Genomic DNA, 22550 nt, shown 5'->3' with positions numbered 1-22550 from the left:
TTTTTATTTGTGGAGTGAGGTCCTGTCAACACTTGCGGAGGAGTCGGTAGTTGAAGATCCGGGGCAGCGACGGCTCGCGCTTGAGAAGGATCAACCTGGTCGCCACCCTGCGCGCGCTGCGGGGGGAGCCGCCGATCGGGCTCACCGGACTCGCGGCCCGCGCGGGCCTTTCCCGCCCGACCGTCGAAGGGCTCGTCGAGGATCTGCTCGGCCAGGGGTGGCTGAGCGAGATGCCCCGGGAGAGCGGGCAGATGGGCCGGCCGCGGCGGCTCTTCCGGTTCCGCGCGGAGGCCGGACACGTCCTCGGGATCGACGTGGGCTCGTCCAGCGTCCGTGCCACGGTCTGCGATCTCGACGGCGAGCCGGCCGGCCGGTTCACCGTCCGGGCCGACGCGTCGTCCGGCCGCGCCGAACGGCTGGCCGCCATGCGCGCCGCGGCCACGGGGGCGCTCTCCGCCGCCGGGATCTCCGCCGGGGCGGTGATGGCCGTCTGCGTGGGCACGACCGGGGTGGTGACCGCCACGGGAACGGTGAGGCTCTCCGTCAGCCTGCCCGAGTGGACCGGGCTCGACCTGGCGGCCGAGGTGGGCCGGGACTTCGACGCCCCCGTCCTCGTCGAGAACGACTGCAACCTGGCCGCCCTCGCGGAACGATGGGCCGGCGTGGCCCAGCAGGTCGACGACGTGGTCTTCGTGCTGTCCGGCATGCGCACCGGCTGCGGCATGCTCATCCGGGGCGAGTTGCACCGGGGCCGCCGGGGCGCGGCCGGGGAGATCGGCGCCCTTCCGCTCGTCGGCTGGCACCGGGCCCCCTCCCATCTGGCCGCCTTCCCCGGGCTGCCCCCGGGGACCCCGCCCGAGGAGACGGGCGGTCTGGTCTTCGCGGCGGCCAGGTCCGGCGATCCGGCGGCGCGCTGGGCGGTGGAGCAGTTCGCCCACGACCTGGCCGAGGGCATCGCGGCGCTCGTGCTCACCGTCGACCCCGACCTGGTCGTGCTCGGCGGCGGGGTCTCGCGCTCGGCCGACGTGCTGATGGAGCCGCTGCGGCGCCATCTGGACCCGCTGTGTCTGGAGCCGCCCGCGCTCGCGATCTCCGGCCTCGGCGACCAGGCCGTCGTGCTCGGAGCCGTACGCCACGCCCTCGACCACGTCGACGCGCGCCTGTACGACGTCGACGCCCCGCTGCCGGCGCCGCGATCGGCGCCGGGTCCCGCCTCTGGGCCGGCCTCGGTACCGGCGTCGCGGCCCGCGCCCCGGCCGGCCGGGGCCTGACGTGGAGCTGGTCCCCCGGCCGAGCTCGGTCCACCGCCGCCCCGGGTGCTTCCCCCTCACGCCCACGACCGCGCTGACGGCGGGCGAGGGCGCCCGGGAGGCGGCGGCGCTGCTGCGCGATCTGCTCCGCCCGGCGACCGGACTGCCGCTGGCCCCCGCCGGAGTCGCGCGCGGCGGCACGATCGCCCTGGCCGTCGACGGACGGGCGGCCGGGGAGCTGGGCGCCGAGGGCTACCTCCTGGACGTCGCCCCCGAGCGGGTGCTCCTGACGGCGGCCGCGCCGACCGGCCTCCTGCGCGGTGTCCAGACGCTGCGCCAGCTCCTGCCGGCCGAGGCGTGGGGCGACCGCCCGGCCCGCGGCGTCCGCTGGGAGCTGCCCTGCGCGTCCGTACGGGACGTGCCGCGCTTCCGCTGGCGAGGGGCGCATCTGGACGTGGCGCGCTGGTGGATGCCGACCTCCTTCCTCTTCCGTTACGTGGACCTCCTCGCCGCCCACAAGCTGAACGTGCTGCATCTCCACCTCACCGACGACCAGGGCTGGCGGATGGAGATCGACCGCTACCCCCTGCTCACGGAGGTGGGCGCCTGGCGGTCCCGCAGCATGGCCGGGGCCCTCGCCGAGGAGCGGTACGACGACGTCCCGCACGGCGGCCACTACACCCGGCGCGAGCTGCGCGAGCTCGTCGCGTACGCGGAGCGCCGGGGTGTCACCGTCGTCCCCGAGATCGACCTGCCGGGCCACACGCAGGCGGCGATCGCGGCCTATCCCGAACTGGGCGGTGACACCGGCGCGGGCGAGCGCGTCGAGGTGTCCTCCCGCTGGGGCGTGCACGACCGGATCCTGGCCCCCGGCGAAGCGTCCCTGGACTTCTGCCGGGGCGTGCTCGAGGAGGTGCTCGACGTCTTCCCCTCCCCCTTCGTCCACATCGGCGGCGACGAGGTGCCGACCACCCGCTGGCAGTCCTCCCCCGCCGCCCGGCGGACGGCGCGCGAGCTGGGGATCGGCGTCGACGGGCTGCACGGCTGGTTCACCGGGGAGCTGGACGCCTGGCTGCACGCGCGGGGCCGGCGGACGGTCGGCTGGGACGACGTGCTCGTCGCGGGCCGGGCGAGACCGCTGTCCGAGGGCGCGACGGTCATGTCGTGGCTGGGGACGGAGGGGGCGCTCGCCGCCGCGGCCGCCGGTCACGAGGTGATCATGACGCCGTACGACTGGACCTATCTGGACTACGGCCAGGCCGAGGGCCCGGGGGAACCGCTCTCCATGGGCCACGTCACCACCCTGGAGAAGGTCCACTCCTACGAGCCGGTCCCCGAGTCCCTGACGGAGGACCAGGTCCTCGGCACCCAGGGCCAGGTGTGGACGGAGTACCTCCCGACGCCGGAGCGGGTCGAGTACGCGGCCTTCCCCCGGCTCTGCGCGCTCGCCGAGGTGGCCTGGTCGTCACCGGACGGCCGGGACCACGGGGAGTTCCTGGGCCGGCTGCGCCCGCACCTGGCCAGGCTGGACCGGATGGGCGTCCGCTACCGGCCGCTCGACGGACCCTCCTGAAGCGGCCACCGCCGACGGGTCCTCCTGAGCGGCCGGGAGCAGGTCCGGGAAGAAACTTCGGCGGAAGGCGAATCCTCTCGGGCCCTCCCCGTCTCTTATGCGCGTACCGGCCGAACGGGGCCGGCGTGACCGGGAGGAAAGAACGAAATGACGACTGCCATCATCGTGATCGGCGTGGTGCTCGTGGGTGCGTGCAGCTGGCACCTGATGCGGCGCTTCAACAGGAGCCGTGGCTGACCGGCGCCTGCGCGCGGGACGCCTTCCGGTAGGAGTACCCCATGAACCAACGTTTCCGGTGGCCGGACGAGCGGCTGATCAGGGCCGCCCAGGACGGCGACGTCACGTCGCTCACCACCGTCGTCATGGAATCGCAGCCGCACGTGCGCAAGTTCGCCCTGTCGCTGTGCGCCTCGCCGCAGGACGCGGAGGACGCGGCACAGGAGGCGTTGATCATCCTCTACCGGAAGATCGGCACCTTGCGGGCCACCGGCGCGCTCGCCTCGTGGATGTTCCGGATCGTGCGCAACGAATGCCTCCGGCAGGTACGGCTGCTCGTCGCACGGCGCGACGAGCGGCCGGCCGAGCCGGAGGCGCGCCCGGAACCGTCCGCCGAGGAGGCGGTGCTGTACCGGCTGGAGGCGGAGCGGATCGCGGCGGCGGTCGGCTCCCTCCCCCGCGACCAGCGGCAGGTCCTGATCATGCGGGACGTCCAGGGCCTGCCCGGCAGGACCGTCGCCCATGCGCTCGGCCTGAGCTCCGCCGCGATGAAGTCGCGGCTGCACCGGGCGCGCACGGCCCTGCGTCACGCGCTGGAAGCGACCGACCAGGCATCGGATCGGACCGTCGACCGACCCGTCGAAGGAGACGCACGACCATGAACACCACGGTGAACATCGTGAAGCCCCGCCCGGGCGCGAAGGCCCCGGTCATCGCCCCCTCCTCGGTGTCCGCGCCGTCCGCGGCGCCGAACTTCGCCAGCAGCTCCGTCCCGCGCCACCTGGCGCGCGGTGTCATCGGCTTCGGGCTGGTCATCGGCTCGATCGCGCTGGTGCCCGTCGCCGGCCCGGCCACCCTGCTCGCGGCCCCGCTGGCCCTGATCGCCTTCCGGGGCTGCCCGACCTGCTGGATGGTCGGCCTGGCGCAGACCATCTCCCGGGGCCGCCTGGAGCGCCAGTGCGTCGACGGCGTCTGCACCCTCACCAAGGCGGACCCGACGGCGAAGGCGGCCCCGACGACGAAGGACTGACCCTCGCCATCGCCCATGTGCGCGCCGTTCACGGCGAGTTGACCGCCACCCCTTCCTGTTGGCACAGTGGACAACAAGATATTGTCCACCGTGCCAACAGGGAGGGGTCATGCCTGCCGCACGACGTCGACGCACCCCGGACCAGGCACGCGCCGAGATCCTCGACGCCGCCACCGAGCTCATCGCACGGCACGGCCCCGACGGGGTCGGACTGCGCCGGGTCGCGGAGGCGGTCGGGGTGACGCACGGGCTCGTCACCCACTACTTCGGGACCTACCGGGCACTGGTACGAGCCGTTCTCGAACGCGAGAACGAGCGCAAGCGGGAGCTCGTACGGGAACGCATGCGCGCCGACGGGAGCGTGCCGTACGCGGACGGCATGACGCGGGTCCTCTTCGAGATCCTCGCCGACGAGCGGTACGTCCGGCTGTGGACCTGGTCCCAGCTCCACGGCTGGGACGACGGGGCCGCCCCGGACTCCCCCACGAACCTCTCCCGTCTGGTCGACGTGATCGAGGAGGGCGTCCGCTCGGTGCTCCCTCCGCCCGAAGGCCCCGACCGGGCGCGGATCGAGAGGGTCGCCCTGCTCGCCATGTCCGGCGCGTACGGCTACGCCCTCGGCCGCCGCTACTGGCTCGCCGACCTCGGACACGATCCCGACGAGCCCGAGCACGACGCCGCCTATCGCACCGCCCTGTCCACCGTCCTCGCCGCCTATCTCGGAGGGCTGACCCTATGACCCGGAACGATCTGGACGTCCTCGCCTCGGATCGTGAGCGCTCCGACGCCGAGGAACGGCTGAGGGCCGCCGTCGAGAACGGCCGGCTGCCGCTGGCCGATCTCGCGGCCCGCCTCGACGAGGTGCACGCTTCCCGCACCCGGGGGGACCTGGAGGAGGCCTGCCGCGGCCTGCCGCACCCGGGACCCCGGGACGCGCTCGTGGTGGACCGGCCCCCGACCTCGCGCGGCTTCGTCGCGGGCGTCTTCGGCGGCTTCGAGCGCAAGGGCCCCTGGGTCGTGCCGCCCCGGATGACCGTCTGGTCGATGTGGGGCGGCGGCAAGATCGACCTCTCCGAGGCGCGCTTCAGCAGTCAGGACACCGAGATCCGCGCCGTCGCCCTGTGGGGCGGCACCAGGATCATCGTCCCGGAGGACATCGAGGTCGAGGTGCGGGGCTTCGGCATCTTCGGCGTCTTCGACAAGCGCGCCGCCCGGCGCATCGGCAAGCCGGGCACACCGCGCGTCGTGATCAAGGGCCTGGCCGCCTTCGGCGCCGTCGTCACCCGCGAGAAGAAGTAGCGCTCAGCGCACCCCCTCCCAGAGCAGCCGCTGCTCCGCACGGGGATCGTCGACGGCGGCGGACGCGCCGGTGAAGGTCATCGTCGTGCGGGTCGTCCGGTCGTACGCCTTCCAGCCCGGGCTGCCCGTCTTCGCGAAGGAGACCCACGCCCCGTGCACGGCGTCCGCCAGGCCCTGGGGCGGGTGGGCGCCGAGCATCGGGGCGTAGGAGGGGTCGTGGAGCCGGTCGAAGACGAAGGGCAGCTCCACGGCGTGGCAGGCGCCGAGGTCCCCGTCGAACTGCGGCGAGCGCCAGGCGAATTCGTAGAGGTACGAGCCCGGGACGGACTCGGCGAGGCGGATGGCGGGGATCCGGTAGAACCAGTCGGTCGCCACCGCGTCGAGGAGTTCGCCCGGCGTGGCGCCGGGGCCGGCGGCGGCCCGGTAGACGGGGAGGGCTTCGTCCGGGTCCAGGCCGTAGGCCGCGGTCATGGCGCGGAGCGCGGACTCGGGGAAGACGCGCAGGCGCTCCGTCGGCACGAGGAACAGCCGGTACTCCTCGCGGTTGCTGCCGATCAGGAGGTCGACGCCGCGGTCCGGGCCGGGGAGGGCGAGCCCCGGGTGGACCGGCTCGAACGGCATCATGTTGAGGACCGCCTCGCCCCACTTCGCCGGGTCCGGGTCGGCGCCCACCTCCGCGCGCAACTCGGCCTGGGCCGGGATGAGTTCCTTCAGAGGGACGGTCTCGAAGGCCTCCGCCGTCGGCTCGATCCCCAGCTTCTCCGCCAGCCGGGCCGCGATGAGCTCGGCCGACGGCGGGCGCAGGAAGTGGTGGCAGGCCCCGCTCTGCAGGATCGCCCGGTGGAAGAGACCCCGGGCCGCCTCGGTGCTCAGGAGCGCGCCGATGCTCATCGCGCCCGCCGACTCGCCGAAGACGGTGACCCGGTCCGGGTCGCCGCCGAAGGAGGCGATGTTGTCCCTGACCCAGGTCAGGGCGGCGATCTGGTCGAGCAGGCCCCGGTTGTCGGGGCGGCCGGGAAGCCGCAGGAAACCGTCCGCGCCCAGGCGGTAGTTGAGGGTGACGCAGACGACGCCGTCCCGGGCGAAGGCGCCTCCGTCGTACGCCGACGCCGAGCCCGAGCCGTTGCTGAACGCCCCTCCGTGCAGCCACACCATCACGGGGAGCCCCGCGCCCGGCTCCGGGGCCGGGGTCCAGACGTTCAGGTTCAGACAGTCCTCGCCCGGGATGCCGTCGTCCGGGATGAGGGCGTCGAAGGGCGGGGCGTAGGGGGCGTGCGGCGCCGTCGGGCCGTGGGCCGTGGCGTCGCGCACGCCCGTCCAGGGCTCCGGCGGGGCGGGCTCCCGGAAGCGTCCCGCGCCGAAGGGCGGGGCGGCGTACGGGATGCCGAGGAAGGAGCTCACTCCGTCGGGGGAGGTCCGGCCGCGGACCTCCCCCTGCCGGGTACGGCACACGGTCATGCCGACAGGACCTCCAGGAGCGCCTTGCCGAACTCCTCGGGGCGTTCGAGGTGGACGGCGTGCCCGGCGTCGGCCACGGCGACCTCCCGCACCGTGCCGCCGGCCGCCGCGTAGCGGTCCAGGACGTGCCGTGTCTGCGCCAGCATCGGCTGCGCCGGGGTGCCGTCCCAGCCGGGCACCGCGCCGATCGCGCCGAGGTGCGCCAGGTCGAACATCGAGGTGTCCGAGACGATGACGTCGTCCTCGCCCCGGATCCACAGCACGGGCGGCTTGGGGTCGATCAGGTGCAGGTCGTCGACGCGGAAGTGGGTCGGGGCCATGCAGTTGAGCACCCCGCGCGTGCCGGGCGCGATGCCGGGCCAGGCGGCGGACGTCGTGCTGTCGCCCGGGTAGTGGTCGTCGCCGAGGCGCGTGGCGAGCATGGACTCGACGTACGCGTCCTCGTGCTCGGTGCGGAACGGCGGCTTGACGTAGCAGGTCGTCAGGACGGTGCGCGGCGAGGTCGGGGAGTCCCCGCTCCGGTCGCCCTCGGCGAGCAGCCGGATGAACTCGGGGTTGGCGGTGCCGCCGCCCGATCCGGCCCCGTCCTCCGCGTTGAGGACGCCGTCCGCTCCGTGCGTGCCGCCGAAGCCGTACGGGGAGACCGGGTTGACCAGCGTCAGGGAGCGCACGGCGGCCGGGTGGTCGCGCAGGTACTGCAGGATCACGCCGCCGCCCATGGACCAGCCGACCAGGTGGGCCCGGTCGATGCCGAGGGCCGTGAGCAGCTCGGCGAGGTCGTCGGCGTAGTCGCGCAGGCCGCGCGTGGCGTCGACGGGCAGCGGGTCGGTGCCGCCGAAGCCGCGCAGGTCGACGGCGAGGGGACGGTAGTGCTCCGGCAGCGTGGTGAGGGTGGAGTGCCAGAAGGCGGAGGAGGAGACGTTGCCGTGGACGAAGACGACGGGCTCGCCCTCGGCCCTGGCCTCGGTGATCTGCTGGGTCAGTCGGCCGGTGGTGACGCGGCGGGTGTGAAGCGTGGTCATGTTCTTTCCGGTCCTTCAGGAGAGCCAGGTGGCGATCTGGGCGGCGGCGGAGCTGTCCCAGCCCAGTTCGAGGTGGTTGGCGGTCGCGATGGTGGCCTTGCCGCCGACGGTGGGGATGCCGGTGGTGTCGAGCGCGCTGGAGATGAAGACGACGCCGTCGCTGGGGCCGCGGTTCTCGTTGAAGATGCCGACGATGTCGGCGGATCCGCCGGCGAGGAGGTAGGTGGTGACGGAGGCGGGCACTCCGGCGCTGTGCAGCGGGGCGATGAGCGATCCGGCGTCGATGGCGGCCTGGATGCCGCTGCCGGCGGTGTAGAAGCCCTGGCCGCCGTAGTAGGTCGTGTACCAGTCCTGGGCGGCGCCGTCGACTCCGTACACCCCGTCCCAGCGGGCCAGCATCTGACGCTGGCCGGGGTAGTTGTCCTGGCCGCCGGAGGGGGTCATGGAGAACTCGGGGTGGGCGGTGTAGAGGCCGTAGCAGGTCATGTGGGAGTGCGGGGAGGGCGCGTTGACCTTGCCGCCGCACTCCGGCCAGATGGAGAAGTCGTGGGCCCAGCCGTGGGCGTACGGGTAGTCGTATCCGCCGTTCGGACCGCCGAGGGTGATGAGCTTCCGTACGTCTCCGCCGTACGCCCGTCCCCAGCTCGGCTTCAGGGACGACACGTACGCGCGGGTCGACATCTCGCCCTTGCTCCAGCCGACCAGATCGACCTTGTCGACGCCCAGCTTCGCCTTGACGAGGGCGATCGCGTCGCCGACGACCTGCGCCTGCATCAGGTTGTCGCCCTGCTTGTGCGCGAAGCCGACGGCGAAGACGCGGTGGCCGCGTGCGGAGAGGTACTGCATGAGCCCGGTGGACGGGCAGGAGGCCGCGCCGCAGCCGTAGCCACCCGATTCGCCGGGGTTGGCCCAGGCGCGGTCGGCGGTGTCGTTCGCGCCGTGCACCAGGAGGACGGGCGTGGTGCGGCTGCCGGTGTTCCAACCGGGGGCCGAGTAGAGCAGGAACCGGCCCGAGGAGGGCCGGGAGACACCGCCGAAGTACGTGACGCGCTTGCCGTCCTGGTCGCCGCGGCCGTCCGCCGGATAGCCCTCGGTGCGGAATCCGGTGGTCGTGTCGAGATAGCGCTCGACGCGCTCCCACCCGTTGGTGACGGTCCCCGCTCCGTAACTCGCCTCCAGGGTGAGGTACGACGGAGCCGCCGTCGTCGTCCCGCTCGCGGCGACCGGCGACACCACCACAGCCGCCGCGACGACCCCCACCACCGCCATGACCCGGGCAGCGCGCAGCCGCCACCGCCGCCCCGGACTCCGTCTCTCGGCCACGTCCGGCCTCCCCCACTCGTGCGCCTCCGGCGCGTCCGCCCGATGCCCGTCCCGGCACCGGATCCGCACACGGTAGGCGGCCGTTCCCACCCGGGGCATAGGGTCGAGCCACACAAAGGCAGCCGCACACATGGTGCCGGGGCCCCGGACGCCAGGGCGACACCCCCGCTGCCGACTCCGGCGGAGGTGCGCACGCCCGCACGGCCCTCCCCCGACGCCACGGCGCCACCGCGCATGCCGGGCAGCCGAACGGAACGCGTGATGCCCGCCGCCTTCCTGGCGTTGCACCGGAGCCGGTCGGCAAGGGAGTACATGAGGATGTCGGTGCCCCGATGTTGGAGAAGGGGCAACCCCCTCCAGCCGGTTGAGCCCCTCTCCACACGGAAAGTGCCGTGAAGCCGCACGTGCTCCTCCACCTTCGCCGAGATGGCGGGAGGCACGGGTATCGCTCTGCCCTCATCAAGACCGCGCCACTTGGGACGGCGGACGCAGTGGGCACGTCCCCGCCCCTTGGTGGCGGCTCTCTGGACTACGGTCCTCGGCTCCTCGTTCTCGCCGTCCCGCGTCTCGATCTCCCCCAAGGTGCGGGCCTTGCCCTGTTCAAGGGGCACGACCACGCGACGCGGCCAGGAGGCCTTCGACGGGATCGGACAGGTCCGCGGCGGCGGCCTGCCGGCGCTGCGGCAGTTCACCCGCGGACTGCTCCATGACCGGGACGCCGTCGTCGCCGACCTCTCGTCGACCTGGAGCTCAGGGTGAGTCGAAGGCCAGGTCGCCCGAGTCGGGCCGATCGAGCGAGCGGGATGCGGCCGGGCCGAAATCGGCCTCCGCCGAACCCGGATCCCGTTCAGAACCCGACCACTGCCCCCTCACAAGATCAGCGGCAGAGTCCGTTCATCCGTGCGTGCCTGAGCACGTCGAGGAGTACGCCGGCAGCCGTCCTTGAACACCTCCCCCGGGGCCGGGGCTGTATTCCTGACGGTCCCCTTCCGGCCGCCACAGGCTCACGGCTCCTGGAGCGGTTGCCCGCCCGGGTCGTCGGGCAGGTGGATGTCGAGGACGCAGATGTCGTCCCGCATGCCCGGTCCCAGTGCGGCGAGCGTGCGGGCGAACAGGTGGTGTCGGCCGCCCTCCACCAGCCGGGTCGCCTGGGCGGCGAGGCGGTCGAGCCCGATCCGGATGTCTTCGGCGGGCTTCTCCACGAGGCCGTCCGTGTACAGCAGCAGGTGGTCTCCGCGCTGCAGGGTGACCGTGGACTGGCCGTACCGTGCGTCGGGCATGGCACCGAGGAGAAGGCCCTCGGGCTGCTCCAGGAAGCTCGCCCTGCCGTCGCGGATCAGCAGGGGCGGCAGATGCCCGGCCCGGGCCCAGGCCAGACAGTGGTCCCAGGGCTGGTAGCGCGCCATGATCATCGTGGCGGTGGCGCCGTACTGGTTCGAGGCCGGGTGGAGAAGCAGGGTGTTGAGTCGGCCGAGGACGTCGGGGAGGGCGGATCCGGTGACGGTCATGCCCTTGGCCGTGAACCGGAGCTGGGCCATGGTGCCGACGGCGGCCAAGCCGTGGCCGGCGACGTCTCCGACGACGAACAGCGCGCTCTTGTCGGGAAGTTCGATCGCGGAGTACCAGTCGCCGCCGACGTTGAGACCGCGGTCGGCCGGGATGTAGGCGACATCGACGCGCAGGCCGGCGAGGTCCAGCGACTGCTCGGGGATGGGGAGCAACGTGTCCTGGAGGCGGGCGCCGAGAGCTCGTTCGGCCTTGAGCATGCCGCGCTGGACGAGGTTGTGGCGTTCGCTCTCGCGGAGGGCGAGTTCGGCGTCCTTCTGTGCGCTGAGGTCCTGGAAGAAGCCGTGCACCTCGATGGGGACGCCGTCCGCGTCGAGCTCGGCCTCGGCGACGATCCGCAGGTGCCGGACACCGTGCGCGGTGGTGATGCGGAAGTTCTGGTCGATGGGCACGCCGTCACCGAGGAGCCGCTCGACGGCCGCGCCGAGCCGCGGAAGGTCCTCGGCCACCAGGTGCTCGGGCAGTTCTTCCAGACGCATGGGGCCACGGGTGGGGTCGCGGTCGAAGATGACGTAGACCTGGTCGGACCACGTGATGATGTCGGTGATCAGGTTCCAGCTCGCCCAGCCGAGGTTGCCCAGGCGCTGCACCTCGGCAAGTCTGCGGGCTTCGCGCTCGCTGGTGTCGTGACGGATCCAGGACACCACGAGCCGTCCGCCGTGGCGTGAGGAGCGGACCGAGTACACGGACTGCCTGAGGACACCGGCGGTCACCTCTTCGTAGGTGAAGGGCTCGCTCACGTAGACCGTCCCCGTGACCAGGGTGTTCTGGTATCCGTCCCACAAGGCGGTTCCGGCCACGGTGGGGTAGGTCTCCAGGATCCGCCGGCCCACGAGTTCCTTGCCGCGGCGCCCGGCCACGTCGACCGCCTCCGGCGAAGCCGCGTCGATCCGGTAGTCCTCCACCTCGCCGCTGTCCGACCGCAGCGGCGTGAGCAGGATCGCCGGCCCGGACAAGGCGTCGAAGACCGTCTGGACGAGGGTGACGTCCGCGTCGAGCGCCCGGGCTCCGTGCGTCCCGTCATCTCCTACGAGGGGGCCGCCGCACAGCCGGACAGCTCGTCGCAAGAGGGTCCGGGTCCGCGCGTCGAACGGCCCTGCCACACCGCGGAAGAACCCGATGACCGTCGTCATCGGCGGGGTGGCGGGCACGGGGAGCCAGGCACGCGAGGGCCACCGGTCGGGTGAGCCCCCGATCAGCTGGTACCGAGCCGTGTCTCCTTCCAGGTCTTCGAGCCAGACCGGCTCCTGGGTGCCGACGACCTCATGCGCGGCAATGCCGCTCACGGGAGGAACGTGTCTCCACTGCGCGGCCAGCTCGCTGTCGACACCGGCGCTGCCGATGAGCTCCAGACTTCCGGCCGCCGCCACGGCGTAGATCATCACCGCGTCCACGCCTTCGGCGTCGATCAACGCCGACCTGAGCAGTTCCGCGACGTCGTCCGCGGTGCGGGCCCCCACCAGTTCCCGGGCCAGCCGAACCAGAAGGCCCCGTTGCGCGGCCTGCCAGTCGTCACCGATGACGTACCGGCGGGTGCTGAAGGCCGACCGGACCGCCTCCCTCGCCGGCACGGTCTCGGACGCCCCGGACTCCCCGGCCGCCGCTCCCCGCCCCGCTCCCAGCCGCCCCAGGGTGATCCAGCATTCCTCAAGAAGGCTCCTGCGGTGCTGTTCGGCCCGCTCGAACAGCAGCTGGTAAGCGGCCTCGGCGGACACGCCCGCCCGGGCCATGACCACGCCCTTGGCCCGTTCGAGGACGGCCGCCACCGAGGCCCCGTCCTCCAGGTCCATGACCTCCGCCCGTAGCCTGGCCACCACCTTGGACAGCGCCAGCACCCCGGGGGCCGCCTCGCTCGCACCGGAGGTCATGCCTTCGTCCTCCATACGTCTGAGCATGCCACGCCACGCGCGAAATGGGCCTCTGGCACCGCGCCCTCCCGTGAGGGAGACGGATCCCTGCCCGCGCGGTGTCCCACCCTCTCCCGCAGGCGGGGCGGAAGGGAGGACGCCGGTCCCCCTCGCCGTTCTGACGCTCCTCTCCTCCTGGAGGAGACGGTGCCGGAGGAGTGCCATCGACTCATGGCGCGGAGTCCAACGGGCCGGCGCCCGAGATCGAGTACCTCGTCCCAGGCCCCGAGGGCCACAGGGAGCGGAAGCCGCTGTACCGACCGCTTTCCCCTCGTACGCCTCCGGTCCTTCGACCGCCCCGTCCACGCCCGGCCCAGGGGATCGCCGCACGACCGGGGCCGGACCGGTTCCGAACGGTGCGTACGGGAAGACGCCGAGTGGGAGTTACGGGGGGGGGCGGAGGCGAGAACGTGGCCCCGGGCCGGTCGGGGACGGCAATCGATACCGGTTACTCCCGGGTTCGGGGACCAGCGGCGCGGGCGCGGACGTGATCGCGGACGTGATCGCGGCCGCGGCGGCGGTTTCGGAGGCCGCTCCCTCGCAGCCGCGGCGTCCTGCCGGGCCGCCGACGCTCCGTACCCGGCCGCTCCGGCACCGTACCCGGTCACTCCGAGCACCCCCGCGGTCGCCAGGAGCAGCCCGCGTCAGGAGCGTACGGATCTTCGGTGCCGTGATCGGGTCACTTCGAATCGGCGCTGGGAACGGCCAGCGGATCACGCGGTGCCTGCTTCTTCCCGGCCTCCATCTCACCGCCCAGTTCCGTGAGCCTGTTGCGGCCCATCGCTTTGCGGACCTCCGGAAACCAGTCCTGCTCCTCCTCCTCGACGTGGTGGCGGACCTGTTCCATCAGCACGCTCATCTTCGCCTTGAAGCGCTCGTCGCCCGGATCCATGCCCTTGATCTCCGACAGCATCCACACCACCGCGTGGTGCTCCTCGACGCTCTCCAGGATGTGGTCCGTCGTGTCCGGTGCGGCCTCGCGGGCGGCCGGATAGAAGAACTCCTCCTCGATCCAGGCGTGGACGGTGAGCTCCTCGATCACCTCATCGGCGATCCGCCGACGTTCGGCCACGTCGCCGTCGGAGGTCTTCTCGAACCTCTTGAACAGCTTCTCGACCGTCTTGTGGTCCTCGCGCAGCAACACGATCGCATCCATGCGGCCACCCCTCGTCAGGTGTGGACACGGCTGTTGGTGCCGTCATGTCCGTCAGCCTGGTCGTCGTCGAACCAGTGGCCTCCGGACGCCAGATAGCGGAAGGAATGGCCGCTGTGAGCGGGGAGGGCGACCGTGGCCGCACGCATGCCATCGCTGCGGACCTGCAGCGGGTGCGCGGCGGGGTTCCAATGGTTGAAGTCCCCCACGACACTGACCGGACCGTCCGGGCTGTCGGCGGGAAGAACGAAAGTGACCTGCGTACGGCCCTTGAGCTTTTTACGTTCGAGCACGGGACGACTCCTGACGAGCGGGGGCGACGACGGTCCACGCACCCTCGCACGGTGCTGCCCGCCCCGGCCCCGCACGCGCCGTCGGCAGCGGGATCGTCACTCACCTGGAGGTCCGGGCCGGGGGCCACCGCTCGCCAGGAGCTTCACGTGCTCGTCCGCCCTTCCCCGAACTCTCGGCTTCGCTCGAACAGGGAAGACCCCATTCGATCGATCTGTCCAGCGCACACCTGCGTCACCTCGCCCAGCGCCTGGCCACCCACCACCGTGAGATCCGCACCCGGTGGCACCGCATCACGCCGGGCCGCCAGGCTCCGCCGGCCCTGGCCCACCTGCGCCGCGGTGACGCCTACGCCCCACTCTCCGCCGGGTTCGGCGTCGGTATCGCGACGGTCTACCGCTACCTCCGCGAAGCGATACAGACCCTGGCCGCAACCACTCCCAGCCCGAACGAGCCGGTCCGGGCCACGAGCCGCCCGGCCTGCGTGATCCCCGACGGCACACTCCTACCGATCGACCGCATCGCCGCATCGCCGCATCGCCGCATCGCCGCATCGCCGCATCGCCGCATCGCCGCATCGCCGCATCGCCGCAGACACCCCGTACCGCTCCGGGAAACACAAACGCCACGGCATGAACGCCCAGGTACTGACCGCCCCGTTCGGGCGGGGCTGCCGTGGGCCCCACCCGCGCCGCCCGGCTCCACCCACGACCTCACCGCCGCCCCGAACCCACGGCATCGTCGACGCACTCGCCGAGGCCGGCCCCGAGTGCCGGGCCGGCGCCTCCAGCGGAAACGTCGCTGCAGCACCAATCGCATCACGGCGGTCGTCCAGGCCGTCCTCGTCCTTCACCACGCGCCGGCGTGAGGTGGGAAAAGGCTCGGTCCATCGCCTCGCCCTGCCCCGCGAGAACGTCCATGATCCGCTGGTAGTCCCGCGCCGGCATGCCGGCATTGAGCCCTTCCGGCCAGACCGGCACCATCGAGCCCGGCACTGCCACCCCACCTGGCGCGGGCCGCCTGTCGGACTGAGCGACCGGCGTCCGTTCGCGGTCGTGTGGCTCCGCCAGAACCTGCCCGACCGTTGCACGGGCGATCACGAACCGTTCCCAGGCAGTTCGCGCCCCCGCAGTTCAGCCTGCGAGACCTCCACCCGCTGTCGGGCGGCACGCTCCCGCTTCTCCAGCAGTCCCGTCACCGACGGCATCCGGCACCCCCACCAAAGAGACGACACGAGGCCGCACCTCTGCCGCCAGACGGCCGATCTCATTCCTGAACAGGGGAGACGCAGCGATCAGCTTCGACAGGACAACGACCTCTGAGCATGGGCCCCTCTGCGTGGGGCAGGAGCCCGGTAGGCAGGAGGTGTGCCGTGATGACCAGTAAAGAGCACACAGTTCCTCCGGCCGCCCTCTCGAACGCCGGCCACCATACGGTCCGTGTGAGCGGCGACATGGACTACAAACACGCCCAGCAGCTCCACGCCATGCTCATGGCCGCCGTCACTCGGGCTCCGGCCCACTGCGACGTGGTGGTGGACCTGCGGAACTCCTCCTTCTGTGACTCCGCCGGGCTCAGCGCTTTGCTGGCCGCGCGGCAGCAAGCCCGGGAACAGGGAACCCGCCTCGTGCTCGCTGCACCCAGTCACCAGATGATCAGGGTGTTGGAGCTCACCGGATCGTTGGAACTGTTCACTCTCTGCCCGACGGTGACGGGCTGATCCGCAGGCGCACGGCCTCCTCCTTCGGCAGAGGCAGAACCCAGCCCGGCACCAGAGGCAGGCGGCAGCACGGAGCGGAAGGAGAAAGACATGCCCCGTGGATCCTCCCCCAAGCGGGAACGGCAGTACGAACACATCAAGGAGTCCGCGAAAGACCGGGGTGAATCGGAGAAGCGGGCCAAGGAGATCGCCGCCCGCACCGTGAACAAGGAACGCGCCCGCTCCGGCGAGTCGAAGACCGCGAGCCGGTCCTCCCTCCAGGACACCTCCTCCTCGAAGCGCGGCGGACAGCGCTCGCACAGCGGCTCCCAGGGGCCGACGAAGGAGCAGCTGTACAACGAGGCGAAGAAGCGGAACATCAAGGGCCGCTCCGACATGGACAAGGCCGAACTCAAGCGAGCCTTGGGCCGCTGAACGCCCGGCGAGCGCCTAAGCCCTCGGTCCCGGACAGCGAGGTGGCGCGCCGCACGGCGCGGATCGGCCTGTGAGCGGACCGGCCGATCACGGCCTGGCCGCTCAAGCGGCTGCTGACGGACAAGAGCGGCGGGGCGTGAACCCTCATCCGTCGGGTCGGACGAAACCCGTCGGGTCGGACGAACCGGTCCGGGGGTCAGTCGCCCGGTGACCAGAGGGCCGCCAGGGCCCCGCTGCCCGGGGCCGACCGCGCCCAGTCACCGGGCAGATCGATCACCGCCACCCCCGAGGTCGCGAACCTCGCTTTCAGCCGCGCCAGCAGGTCTGGGGGGCCGCTGCCGCACAGGCCGGCGGCCAGCTCGTGGATGCCCGGGTTGTGGCCGACCAGCATCAGGCAGCCGAGTCGATGCCCTCGCTCCGCCAGTACGGCGACCAGCACGCTCGGGGCCGCGTCGTAGATCCGCTCGTCATACACGACCGGCGGGGGCTCCGTCAGTGCGGGCACCGCGAGCTGCCAGGTCTGCCGCGTCCTGGAGGCCGGGGAGCACAGCACGAGGTCGCATGTGACGCCGGCGTCCGCGAGCCAGCGGCCCGTGTGCGGCGCGTCGGCCCGTCCGCGCTTGCTCAGAGGACGGTCGAAGTCGTCGACCGGTCGGTCCTTCGACACGGCCTTCGCGTGCCGCACCAGCACAAGCCGGCGCTCGCCCGCCCTCTCCGGAACCGGGACCATCGTTGTCTCCTCACGTTCAGGCCTTCTCCCGCGGGACGCACGGCGACCGGGATGCCGGGTGGGTGCTCAGGCCGCCGCGGGCCGGTCGCCGGGGTGGAAAAGGACCTTCACCATGTTGTCCCGCTTCTTCTGGAAGTCTTCGTACGCCCGCGGGGCGTCGTCCAGGGGCAGGTGGTGGGTGGCGAAGCCCTCGACCCCGAGAGGGTCGCCGTCTGCCACCAGGGGCAGCAGGTCGTCGACCCACCGGCGGACGTTGGCCTGTCCCATGCGCAGCTGGATCTGCTTGTCGAACATCGTCAGCAGCGGCAGCGGATCAGCGGCACCGCCGTAGACGCCGGACAGGGATATGGTGCCGCCGCGGCGTACGAGTTCGATGGCCAGCTTGAGGGCGCCGAGGCTGTCCACGCCGGCCTTCTTCATCAGTGCGGCAGCCAGGGCGTCCGGGAGCAGGCCGGTCGCGGTCTGCGCGGCTCGGGCGCCGGCACTGCCGTGCGCCTCCATGCCGACGGCGTCGATCACGGCGTCAGGGCCGCGGCCGCCGGTCGCGCCACGGACGGCGTCGACGAGCCGATTCCCGTACTCGGACAGATCGAAGACCTGTACGCCGTGTCCGGCGGCACGGGCGAGACGCCCAGGCACCAGGTCGACGCCGATCACCCGGCCCGCCCCCTGATGGGCGGCGATACGGGTGCACATGTCGCCGATGGGCCCCAGCCCCAGGACGGCGACGCTGCCACCGGGCGGGACGTCGGCGTAGACGACAGCCTGCCAAGCCGTCGGCAGCACGTCCGACAAGTACACGAAGCGTTCGTCCGGCGGCCCCTCGGGGACACGGATCGGCAGGGTGTCGGCGAAGGGGACCCGCAGGTACTCGGCCTGTCCGCCGGGCACCTGCCCGTAGAGCTTGGTGTATCCGAAGAGACTCGCTCCGCTGCCGTGCTCGTGGACCTGGGTCGTCTCGCACTGCGAGTGCAGACCCCGCTCACACATGAAACACGTCCCGCAGGACACGTTGAACGGCACGACGACCCGGTCCCCGACCTTCAGTTCCCGGACCTCCGGCCCCACCTCGGCCACCACCCCCATCGGCTCGTGCCCCAGGACGTCCCCCGCATCGAGGAACGGCCCCAGCACCTCGTACAGATGCAGATCGGACCCGCACAGCCCGGTCGTCGTCACCTCGATCACGGCATCTGTGGGATCGACGAGCCGCGGATCCGGAACGGTTGCGACCTCGATCTTGCGGCGGCCCTGCCAGGTCACGGCTTTCATCGCGCCTCCTCCTGTCACGCGGCCTCGCGACGCGATGCCGCAGGTGGATGTCAGCTGGAAAGGGCTTCGAGGAGTTCGCCGACCTGCGGGTCGGGCAGGGCACGAGCGACGTCGGCCTGGGCGACGACGCCGACGAGGGTGTGGCCGTCGATCACCGGAAGGCGGCGGACCTTGTGCTCGGCCATGGTCCGCAGGATCTCCGAGGCATCGTCATCAGCACCGATGGTGACGGCCTCGCCCTGAGCGAGCTCGCCGGCCATGCAGGTGGCGGGGTCCTTACCGGCCCCGAGCACCTTCACGACGATGTCGCGATCGGTGAGCATCCCCTTCAGCAGCTGATCGCTACCGCAGATCGGCAGCGCGCCCACCCCGAGGTCGGTCATCTTCTTCGCCGCGTCCAGGACGCTGTCGTCTGCCCCGATGCAGGTGGCATCCGGTGTCATGATCTCGCGTGCGCTGGTCACGGTGCCTCCCGAGATTCGATCGGCCGCGCGATCGGGCCCGGCCTGGTATCCGAGCGCCTGCCCTGCCCCAGCCGCTCCAAGCAGGCCACACCCAGCTCGTTCGACAAAGAATCCGCACAGATGCGAGAGGCGTGGACGGAGGTGGCCTGCCGCCCACCGCCTGTTCGAGTACGCCGCTGCAACTGATCGTGAGCGCGTACTCCACGCGCGCCGCACACTCTCCGCCGTGGACGACAACCGCCTGGCCATCACCACGCCCGGGCCCCGGTCGAGCCGAGGCTGGATCGCCCCCTGGACTTCACTGGAGGTGTGACCATACGGCCGTCGGGGGGATCACGACGGCACGGCGGTTGCGCAGGCCGTCCACAGGCGCGGCGGCGATCGCAGCGGTACGCCTGCGCCGCCCCCGTCAACAGCGATGACGTGACCGGGTGCGCCACCTGCCGGGTGCCCAAGCACGCCTGGACCGGCCGCACCTTCACCACGTACCTGCGCACCACTGCATGGGTTTTCACCGGCTGGCACGACTACAACTACCACTGGTCCTTCGACGTCCTCAGCGGCGACAAGGGCCCCGTGCCGATCACCGCGTGGAAGCGCCAGTACGCCTACCGACGGCAGTACGTCCTCAAGTGCCGCGTGGTGGCCTGGTACGGCTGGGGCCGGCAGAAGATCCTGGCTACGTACGAGACCCGCTGGCAGTACTCCTACCGGGACGCGGTCACCTACCGGGTGCAGTTCACGAACTACAAGTGGACCCGGGTCGGTGGTTTCAGCCTTGCCTCCAACATCGCCAGCGCGCTTCGCGCTTTCGACATACCTGAAGTGGCCAACGCTGTGGCCTTCCCTCTGAACGCCCTGCTCGTCGTCGTGGCACTGGCGGAGATACGTGCCGCCAAGCAGCGTCGCGAGACTTCTGAGCCTGGATCCACCGTCTGAATTCCGACCGGGCCTGCTGTGTCTTCGCATGGCTCTCCGGTTGTGGTCAGGGGCGGGCGCCGGCGGGAAAGACGCTGACGACCGTCTCCTCTTGAGCACCGCCACGTGACCGCTGCCCGGCTTCGGCGGCTCTGCCCACGGCGTACTCGAAGGAGACGGCCAAGGTTCCTGCGAAGCCGGCGGACTCCCACTCGGCGAGGGCAGCGGCGCGAAGGGGCCCGCGTGGTTCTCCATGAGGAGGATCATGACGATGGCGAAGACGCTGCCGGCGATGATCAAGGCGAGGCCGATCGGGTTGTCGGGGTTGCAGACGTAGCGGTCGGTGCCCCATCTGCTCTTCTTGAAGACGGGCTCGTCGTGGTTGCTCGGATCGGGCTCCTTGTCGTGAGGGGGCGGGCGTGCCCGCCGTGCACGCGGCTGAACTTCCTCTGCAGGTAAAGGCGGACGAGCCGGACCATGGCGCACCGGGCCACCACCTCGGCGACCGGCCCGAGTCCCGACAGGTCGCCGATGACGAGGGCCGACAGCGCGCAGAGGGCTGAGCCGAGAACCCACTTCGCCTGGACCACGAGCACGAGGGGAACGCCGTCCTTCGCCCAGGTGCGGGCGCGGGCTAGCGCGGAGCCCCCGGTGTGGAGGAGGAAGGCCCCGGCCGAGATCACGGCGAGGACGACGACGAACAGCGCTTCCCCTTCGGGCGTGTCCGCCGTGTTCTGGACGGTTCCCTTCCTGGCCACGGAGACGGCGTAGTCGCGCCCCATGGTCACGGCGACCTCGTCGCCCGGGGTGAGGTGTTCGCGGATCCTGCCCGTCATCTCCCGCAAGGGCGCCCCGACATCCAGGGCCTGGGCAAGCTCCGCTACGTCGTCGAGCAGACCTTCGCTCTCCTCCGCCAGTTCAAGCGACTCGCCGTCCGGTGGGAACGCCGAACCGAACTCCACGACGCCTTCGTCTCCCTGGCCTGCAGCCTCGTCTGCCGGCGACGCCTCGACAAACACCGATCATGATCGCGTTACGAGCTCTTAGGGATCGCAATGTTCCGAGCAGGCCGTCACTGACTCCTCGACTCCTCACACAGGCCGTGGACCACACGCCCCTCAGACGGCGCCCGCATAAACCTGCCCCCCTTTTTTTACCGCCCGAGGCATGCAAAAAGTCCGTCCCGGTCCGAAGCGGAATGGTGCCGCTGCTGCTGTGACGCCTGTGCGCGGTCCGCCCCATCTGCGCAGGTTCCACTCTCCGTAGTCAGCACCAAGCCAGCACGGGAGAGATGAACACGGGTGCTGACATGGGGTTTCAGTCAGCACGAAACCAGCACGGGAATCAGCACCGCGCCACCAAAACGTGCCCGATCAGTGCAACCGGGACAGCCCCTCACCAGGCCTCCCCAACGCCTTCGACAGGGGCACCGCAGCAGGCCATGGAGGCAGGGCGCACACGACCCACCCGAACTATGGTGTCCCACCACATACGCGGCTGACCTGCGTCTTCCTACGGTGTGGCGACACGAAAACCTCCCCGTCACCCGCTCGGAAGTGGTGCACATGGCCGCCGCAACAACCGCTCCCACACCCCCCGGTTCCCTCAAGCGCATCGTCGCCGCGAGTCTCATCGGCACGACGATCGAGTGGTACGACTTCTTCCTCTACGGGTCGGCCGCCGCGCTGGTGTTCAACAAGCTGTTCTTCCCCGAGTCCGATCCGCTGGTCGGGACGCTGCTGTCGTTCCTGACCTATGCGGTCGGGTTCGCCGCGCGGCCGCTCGGCGCGCTGGTCTTCGGGCACTTCGGGGATCGGCTCGGGCGGAAGAAGCTGCTGGTTCTGAGCCTGCTCATGATGGGCGGGGCGACGTTCGCGATCGGACTGCTGCCGACGCACGCGACCGTCGGGTCCGCCGCTCCGGTGCTGCTCACCGTGCTCCGTCTGGTGCAGGGCTTCGCGCTCGGTGGCGAGTGGGGCGGCGCCGTCCTGCTCGTGTCGGAGCACGGGGACGCCAAGCGGCGTGGTTTCTGGGCCTCCTGGCCGCAGACCGGCGCGCCGGCCGGGCAGTTGCTCGCGACCGGTGTGCTGTCCGCGCTGACCGCGCTGCTCTCGGACGCCGCCTTCGCCTCCTGGGGCTGGCGCGTGCCCTTCCTGCTCTCCGGCGTCCTGGTGGTCGTCGGCCTGTGGATCCGGCTCTCCGTCGACGAGTCGCCCGTCTTCAAGGCGGCGCTCGCCGCGGCCGAGGAGCGCAAGGCCCTCGCCGGGCAGGTCGAGAAGATGCCGCTGGTCGCGGTGCTGAAGCACCACTGGCGGGACGTGCTGATCGCGATGGGCGCCCGCATGGCGGAGAACATCTCGTACTACGTGATCACCGCGTTCATCCTCGTGTACGCCACCACCCAGGTCGGCCTGAGCAAGCAGACCGCCCTGAACGCCGTCCTCATCGCCTCCGCCGTCCACTTCGCCGTCATCCCCGCCTGGGGCGCGCTCTCCGACCGGATCGGCCGCCGCCCGGTCTACCTGATCGGCGCGGTCGGCGTCGGCGCCTGGATGTTCCCGTTCTTCCTGCTCATCGACCACGGCAGCTTCGGCTCGCTGCTGCTCGCCGTGACGGTCGGTCTGGTCCTGCACGGGGCGATGTACGCGCCGCAGGCGGCCTTCTTCTCCGAGATGTTCGCGACCCGGATGCGCTACTCGGGAGCCTCCATCGGCGCCCAGTTCTCCTCCGTCGCCGCCGGGGCCCCCGCGCCGCTCATCGCGGTCGCGCTCCTCGACGACTACGACAGCTCGACGCCGATCGCCCTGTACGTGATCGCCGCCGCGCTGCTCACCGTCGTCGCGATCGCCTGCGCCCGCGAGACCCGCGACCGCGACCTCGGCGGGATCGAGGAGCGGAGCCCCGGGGGCTCCCGCGTCCGCGCCGACGCCTGATCCGGGAAGGA

21 protein-coding genes and 1 pseudogene are annotated in these 22550 nt (G+C 71.5%); 12 read left to right on the top strand and 10 right to left on the bottom strand.

The genetic code is table 11. The annotated features are described in order from the left end of the window. Positions 1–50 precede the first annotated feature (50 nt). The 6 genes from ACFYUS_RS13915 to ACFYUS_RS13890 all read left to right on the top strand — a co-directional run bounded on the left by ACFYUS_RS13915 (position 51) and on the right by ACFYUS_RS13890 (position 5368). On the top strand, positions 51–1271 hold the full coding sequence (locus tag ACFYUS_RS13915; RefSeq protein WP_388850105.1) for an ROK family protein: 1221 nt from the start codon (positions 51–53) through the stop codon (positions 1269–1271). A 1-nt stretch (position 1272) separates the two neighbouring features. Further along, positions 1273–2823, top strand: a complete 1551-nt coding sequence (locus ACFYUS_RS13910) for a beta-N-acetylhexosaminidase (RefSeq protein ID WP_388850102.1) — start codon at positions 1273–1275, stop codon at positions 2821–2823. Positions 2824–3101: 278 nt separating this feature from the next. After that, positions 3102–3701 carry an RNA polymerase sigma factor gene (locus tag ACFYUS_RS13905; protein ID WP_388850099.1) on the top strand — a complete coding sequence of 200 codons (600 nt, stop codon included), beginning with the start codon at positions 3102–3104 and terminating at the stop codon, positions 3699–3701. Continuing rightward, positions 3698–4069 (top strand): hypothetical protein, encoded by a 372-nt coding sequence (locus ACFYUS_RS13900; RefSeq protein ID WP_388850096.1) that lies wholly within the window; start codon positions 3698–3700, stop codon positions 4067–4069. Before ACFYUS_RS13905 ends, ACFYUS_RS13900 begins: the two co-directional genes overlap by 4 nt. A 109-nt stretch (positions 4070–4178) precedes the next feature. Next, positions 4179–4808, top strand: coding sequence for a TetR/AcrR family transcriptional regulator (locus ACFYUS_RS13895; RefSeq protein WP_388850093.1), 630 nt, complete (start codon positions 4179–4181; stop codon positions 4806–4808). Further along, a complete protein-coding gene (locus ACFYUS_RS13890; protein WP_388850090.1) occupies positions 4805–5368 on the top strand; it encodes a DUF1707 domain-containing protein in 564 nt (187 codons plus the stop codon). The genes ACFYUS_RS13895 and ACFYUS_RS13890 overlap by 4 nt, the downstream gene beginning before the upstream one ends. Before the next feature lie 3 nt (positions 5369–5371). On the opposite strand, the gene ACFYUS_RS13885 is transcribed toward ACFYUS_RS13890, so the two are convergent. The 3 genes from ACFYUS_RS13885 to ACFYUS_RS13875 are packed head-to-tail and all read right to left on the bottom strand — an operon-like array spanning position 5372 to position 9171. Further along, a complete protein-coding gene (locus ACFYUS_RS13885) occupies positions 5372–6826 on the bottom strand; it encodes a carboxylesterase/lipase family protein (protein ID WP_388850087.1) in 1455 nt (484 codons plus the stop codon). Further along, a complete protein-coding gene (locus ACFYUS_RS13880) occupies positions 6823–7848 on the bottom strand; it encodes an alpha/beta fold hydrolase (protein ID WP_388850084.1) in 1026 nt (341 codons plus the stop codon). Before ACFYUS_RS13880 ends, ACFYUS_RS13885 begins: the two co-directional genes overlap by 4 nt. A 15-nt stretch (positions 7849–7863) precedes the next feature. Next, entirely contained in the window at positions 7864–9171 is a 1308-nt protein-coding gene (locus tag ACFYUS_RS13875) for an esterase/lipase family protein (RefSeq protein WP_388850081.1), read from the bottom strand. A gap of 591 nt (positions 9172–9762) precedes the next feature. Between ACFYUS_RS13875 and ACFYUS_RS13870 the strand changes: the two genes are divergently transcribed. Beyond that, entirely contained in the window at positions 9763–9930 is a 168-nt protein-coding gene (locus ACFYUS_RS13870; RefSeq protein ID WP_388850078.1) for a hypothetical protein, read from the top strand. Positions 9931–10175: 245 nt separating this feature from the next. Here ACFYUS_RS13870 and ACFYUS_RS13865 read toward each other — a convergent pair whose 3' ends face one another. From ACFYUS_RS13865 to ACFYUS_RS13855, 3 genes are all read right to left on the bottom strand, one after another. Beyond that, positions 10176–12605 (bottom strand): SpoIIE family protein phosphatase, encoded by a 2430-nt coding sequence (locus ACFYUS_RS13865; protein ID WP_388850075.1) that lies wholly within the window; start codon positions 12603–12605, stop codon positions 10176–10178. Between the two features lie 718 nt (positions 12606–13323). After that, a complete protein-coding gene (locus tag ACFYUS_RS13860; RefSeq protein WP_388850072.1) occupies positions 13324–13800 on the bottom strand; it encodes a hemerythrin domain-containing protein in 477 nt (158 codons plus the stop codon). A 14-nt stretch (positions 13801–13814) separates the two neighbouring features. Beyond that, entirely contained in the window at positions 13815–14090 is a 276-nt protein-coding gene (locus ACFYUS_RS13855) for an isoamylase early set domain-containing protein (RefSeq protein WP_388850069.1), read from the bottom strand. Between the two features lie 206 nt (positions 14091–14296). Here ACFYUS_RS13855 and ACFYUS_RS13850 point away from each other — a divergent pair. The 3 genes and pseudogenes from ACFYUS_RS13850 (at position 14297) to ACFYUS_RS13840 (ending at position 16222) form a co-directional block, all read left to right on the top strand. Then, positions 14297–14956, top strand: a pseudogene (locus ACFYUS_RS13850) (IS5/IS1182 family transposase). Between the two features lie 507 nt (positions 14957–15463). Then, complete coding sequence (locus ACFYUS_RS13845; RefSeq protein WP_388850066.1) at positions 15464–15808, top strand: STAS domain-containing protein; 345 nt, start codon at positions 15464–15466, stop codon at positions 15806–15808. Positions 15809–15898: 90 nt separating this feature from the next. Beyond that, entirely contained in the window at positions 15899–16222 is a 324-nt protein-coding gene (locus ACFYUS_RS13840) for a plasmid stabilization protein (protein WP_388850063.1), read from the top strand. Between the two features lie 196 nt (positions 16223–16418). On the opposite strand, the gene ACFYUS_RS13835 is transcribed toward ACFYUS_RS13840, so the two are convergent. The 3 genes from ACFYUS_RS13835 to ACFYUS_RS13825 form a co-directional block, all read right to left on the bottom strand. Next, positions 16419–16952, bottom strand: a complete 534-nt coding sequence (locus tag ACFYUS_RS13835; protein ID WP_388850061.1) for a SixA phosphatase family protein — start codon at positions 16950–16952, stop codon at positions 16419–16421. A gap of 66 nt (positions 16953–17018) precedes the next feature. After that, entirely contained in the window at positions 17019–18224 is a 1206-nt protein-coding gene (locus ACFYUS_RS13830) for an alcohol dehydrogenase catalytic domain-containing protein (RefSeq protein WP_388850057.1), read from the bottom strand. Positions 18225–18274: 50 nt separating this feature from the next. Further along, entirely contained in the window at positions 18275–18688 is a 414-nt protein-coding gene (locus tag ACFYUS_RS13825) for a CBS domain-containing protein (RefSeq protein ID WP_388850054.1), read from the bottom strand. A gap of 423 nt (positions 18689–19111) precedes the next feature. Between ACFYUS_RS13825 and ACFYUS_RS13820 the strand changes: the two genes are divergently transcribed. After that, complete coding sequence (locus ACFYUS_RS13820) at positions 19112–19627, top strand: hypothetical protein (RefSeq protein ID WP_388850051.1); 516 nt, start codon at positions 19112–19114, stop codon at positions 19625–19627. Positions 19628–19902: 275 nt separating this feature from the next. Here the strand turns inward: ACFYUS_RS13820 and ACFYUS_RS13815 are convergent, their stop codons facing one another. After that, the gene (locus ACFYUS_RS13815) at positions 19903–20625 is read right to left on the bottom strand and encodes a hypothetical protein (RefSeq protein ID WP_388850048.1); all 723 of its coding nucleotides are present in this window, start codon (positions 20623–20625) and stop codon (positions 19903–19905) included. A 546-nt stretch (positions 20626–21171) separates the two neighbouring features. On the opposite strand from ACFYUS_RS13815, the gene ACFYUS_RS13810 reads away from it, so the two are divergent. Continuing rightward, positions 21172–22539, top strand: coding sequence for an MFS transporter (locus ACFYUS_RS13810; protein WP_388850045.1), 1368 nt, complete (start codon positions 21172–21174; stop codon positions 22537–22539). Positions 22540–22550 lie beyond the last annotated feature (11 nt).

It is taken from the genome of Streptomyces sp. NPDC004284, assembly GCF_042874035.1.
Lineage (GTDB): Bacteria > Actinomycetota > Actinomycetes > Streptomycetales > Streptomycetaceae > Streptomyces.
This window is presented reverse-complemented; position numbering and strand designations above follow the sequence as displayed.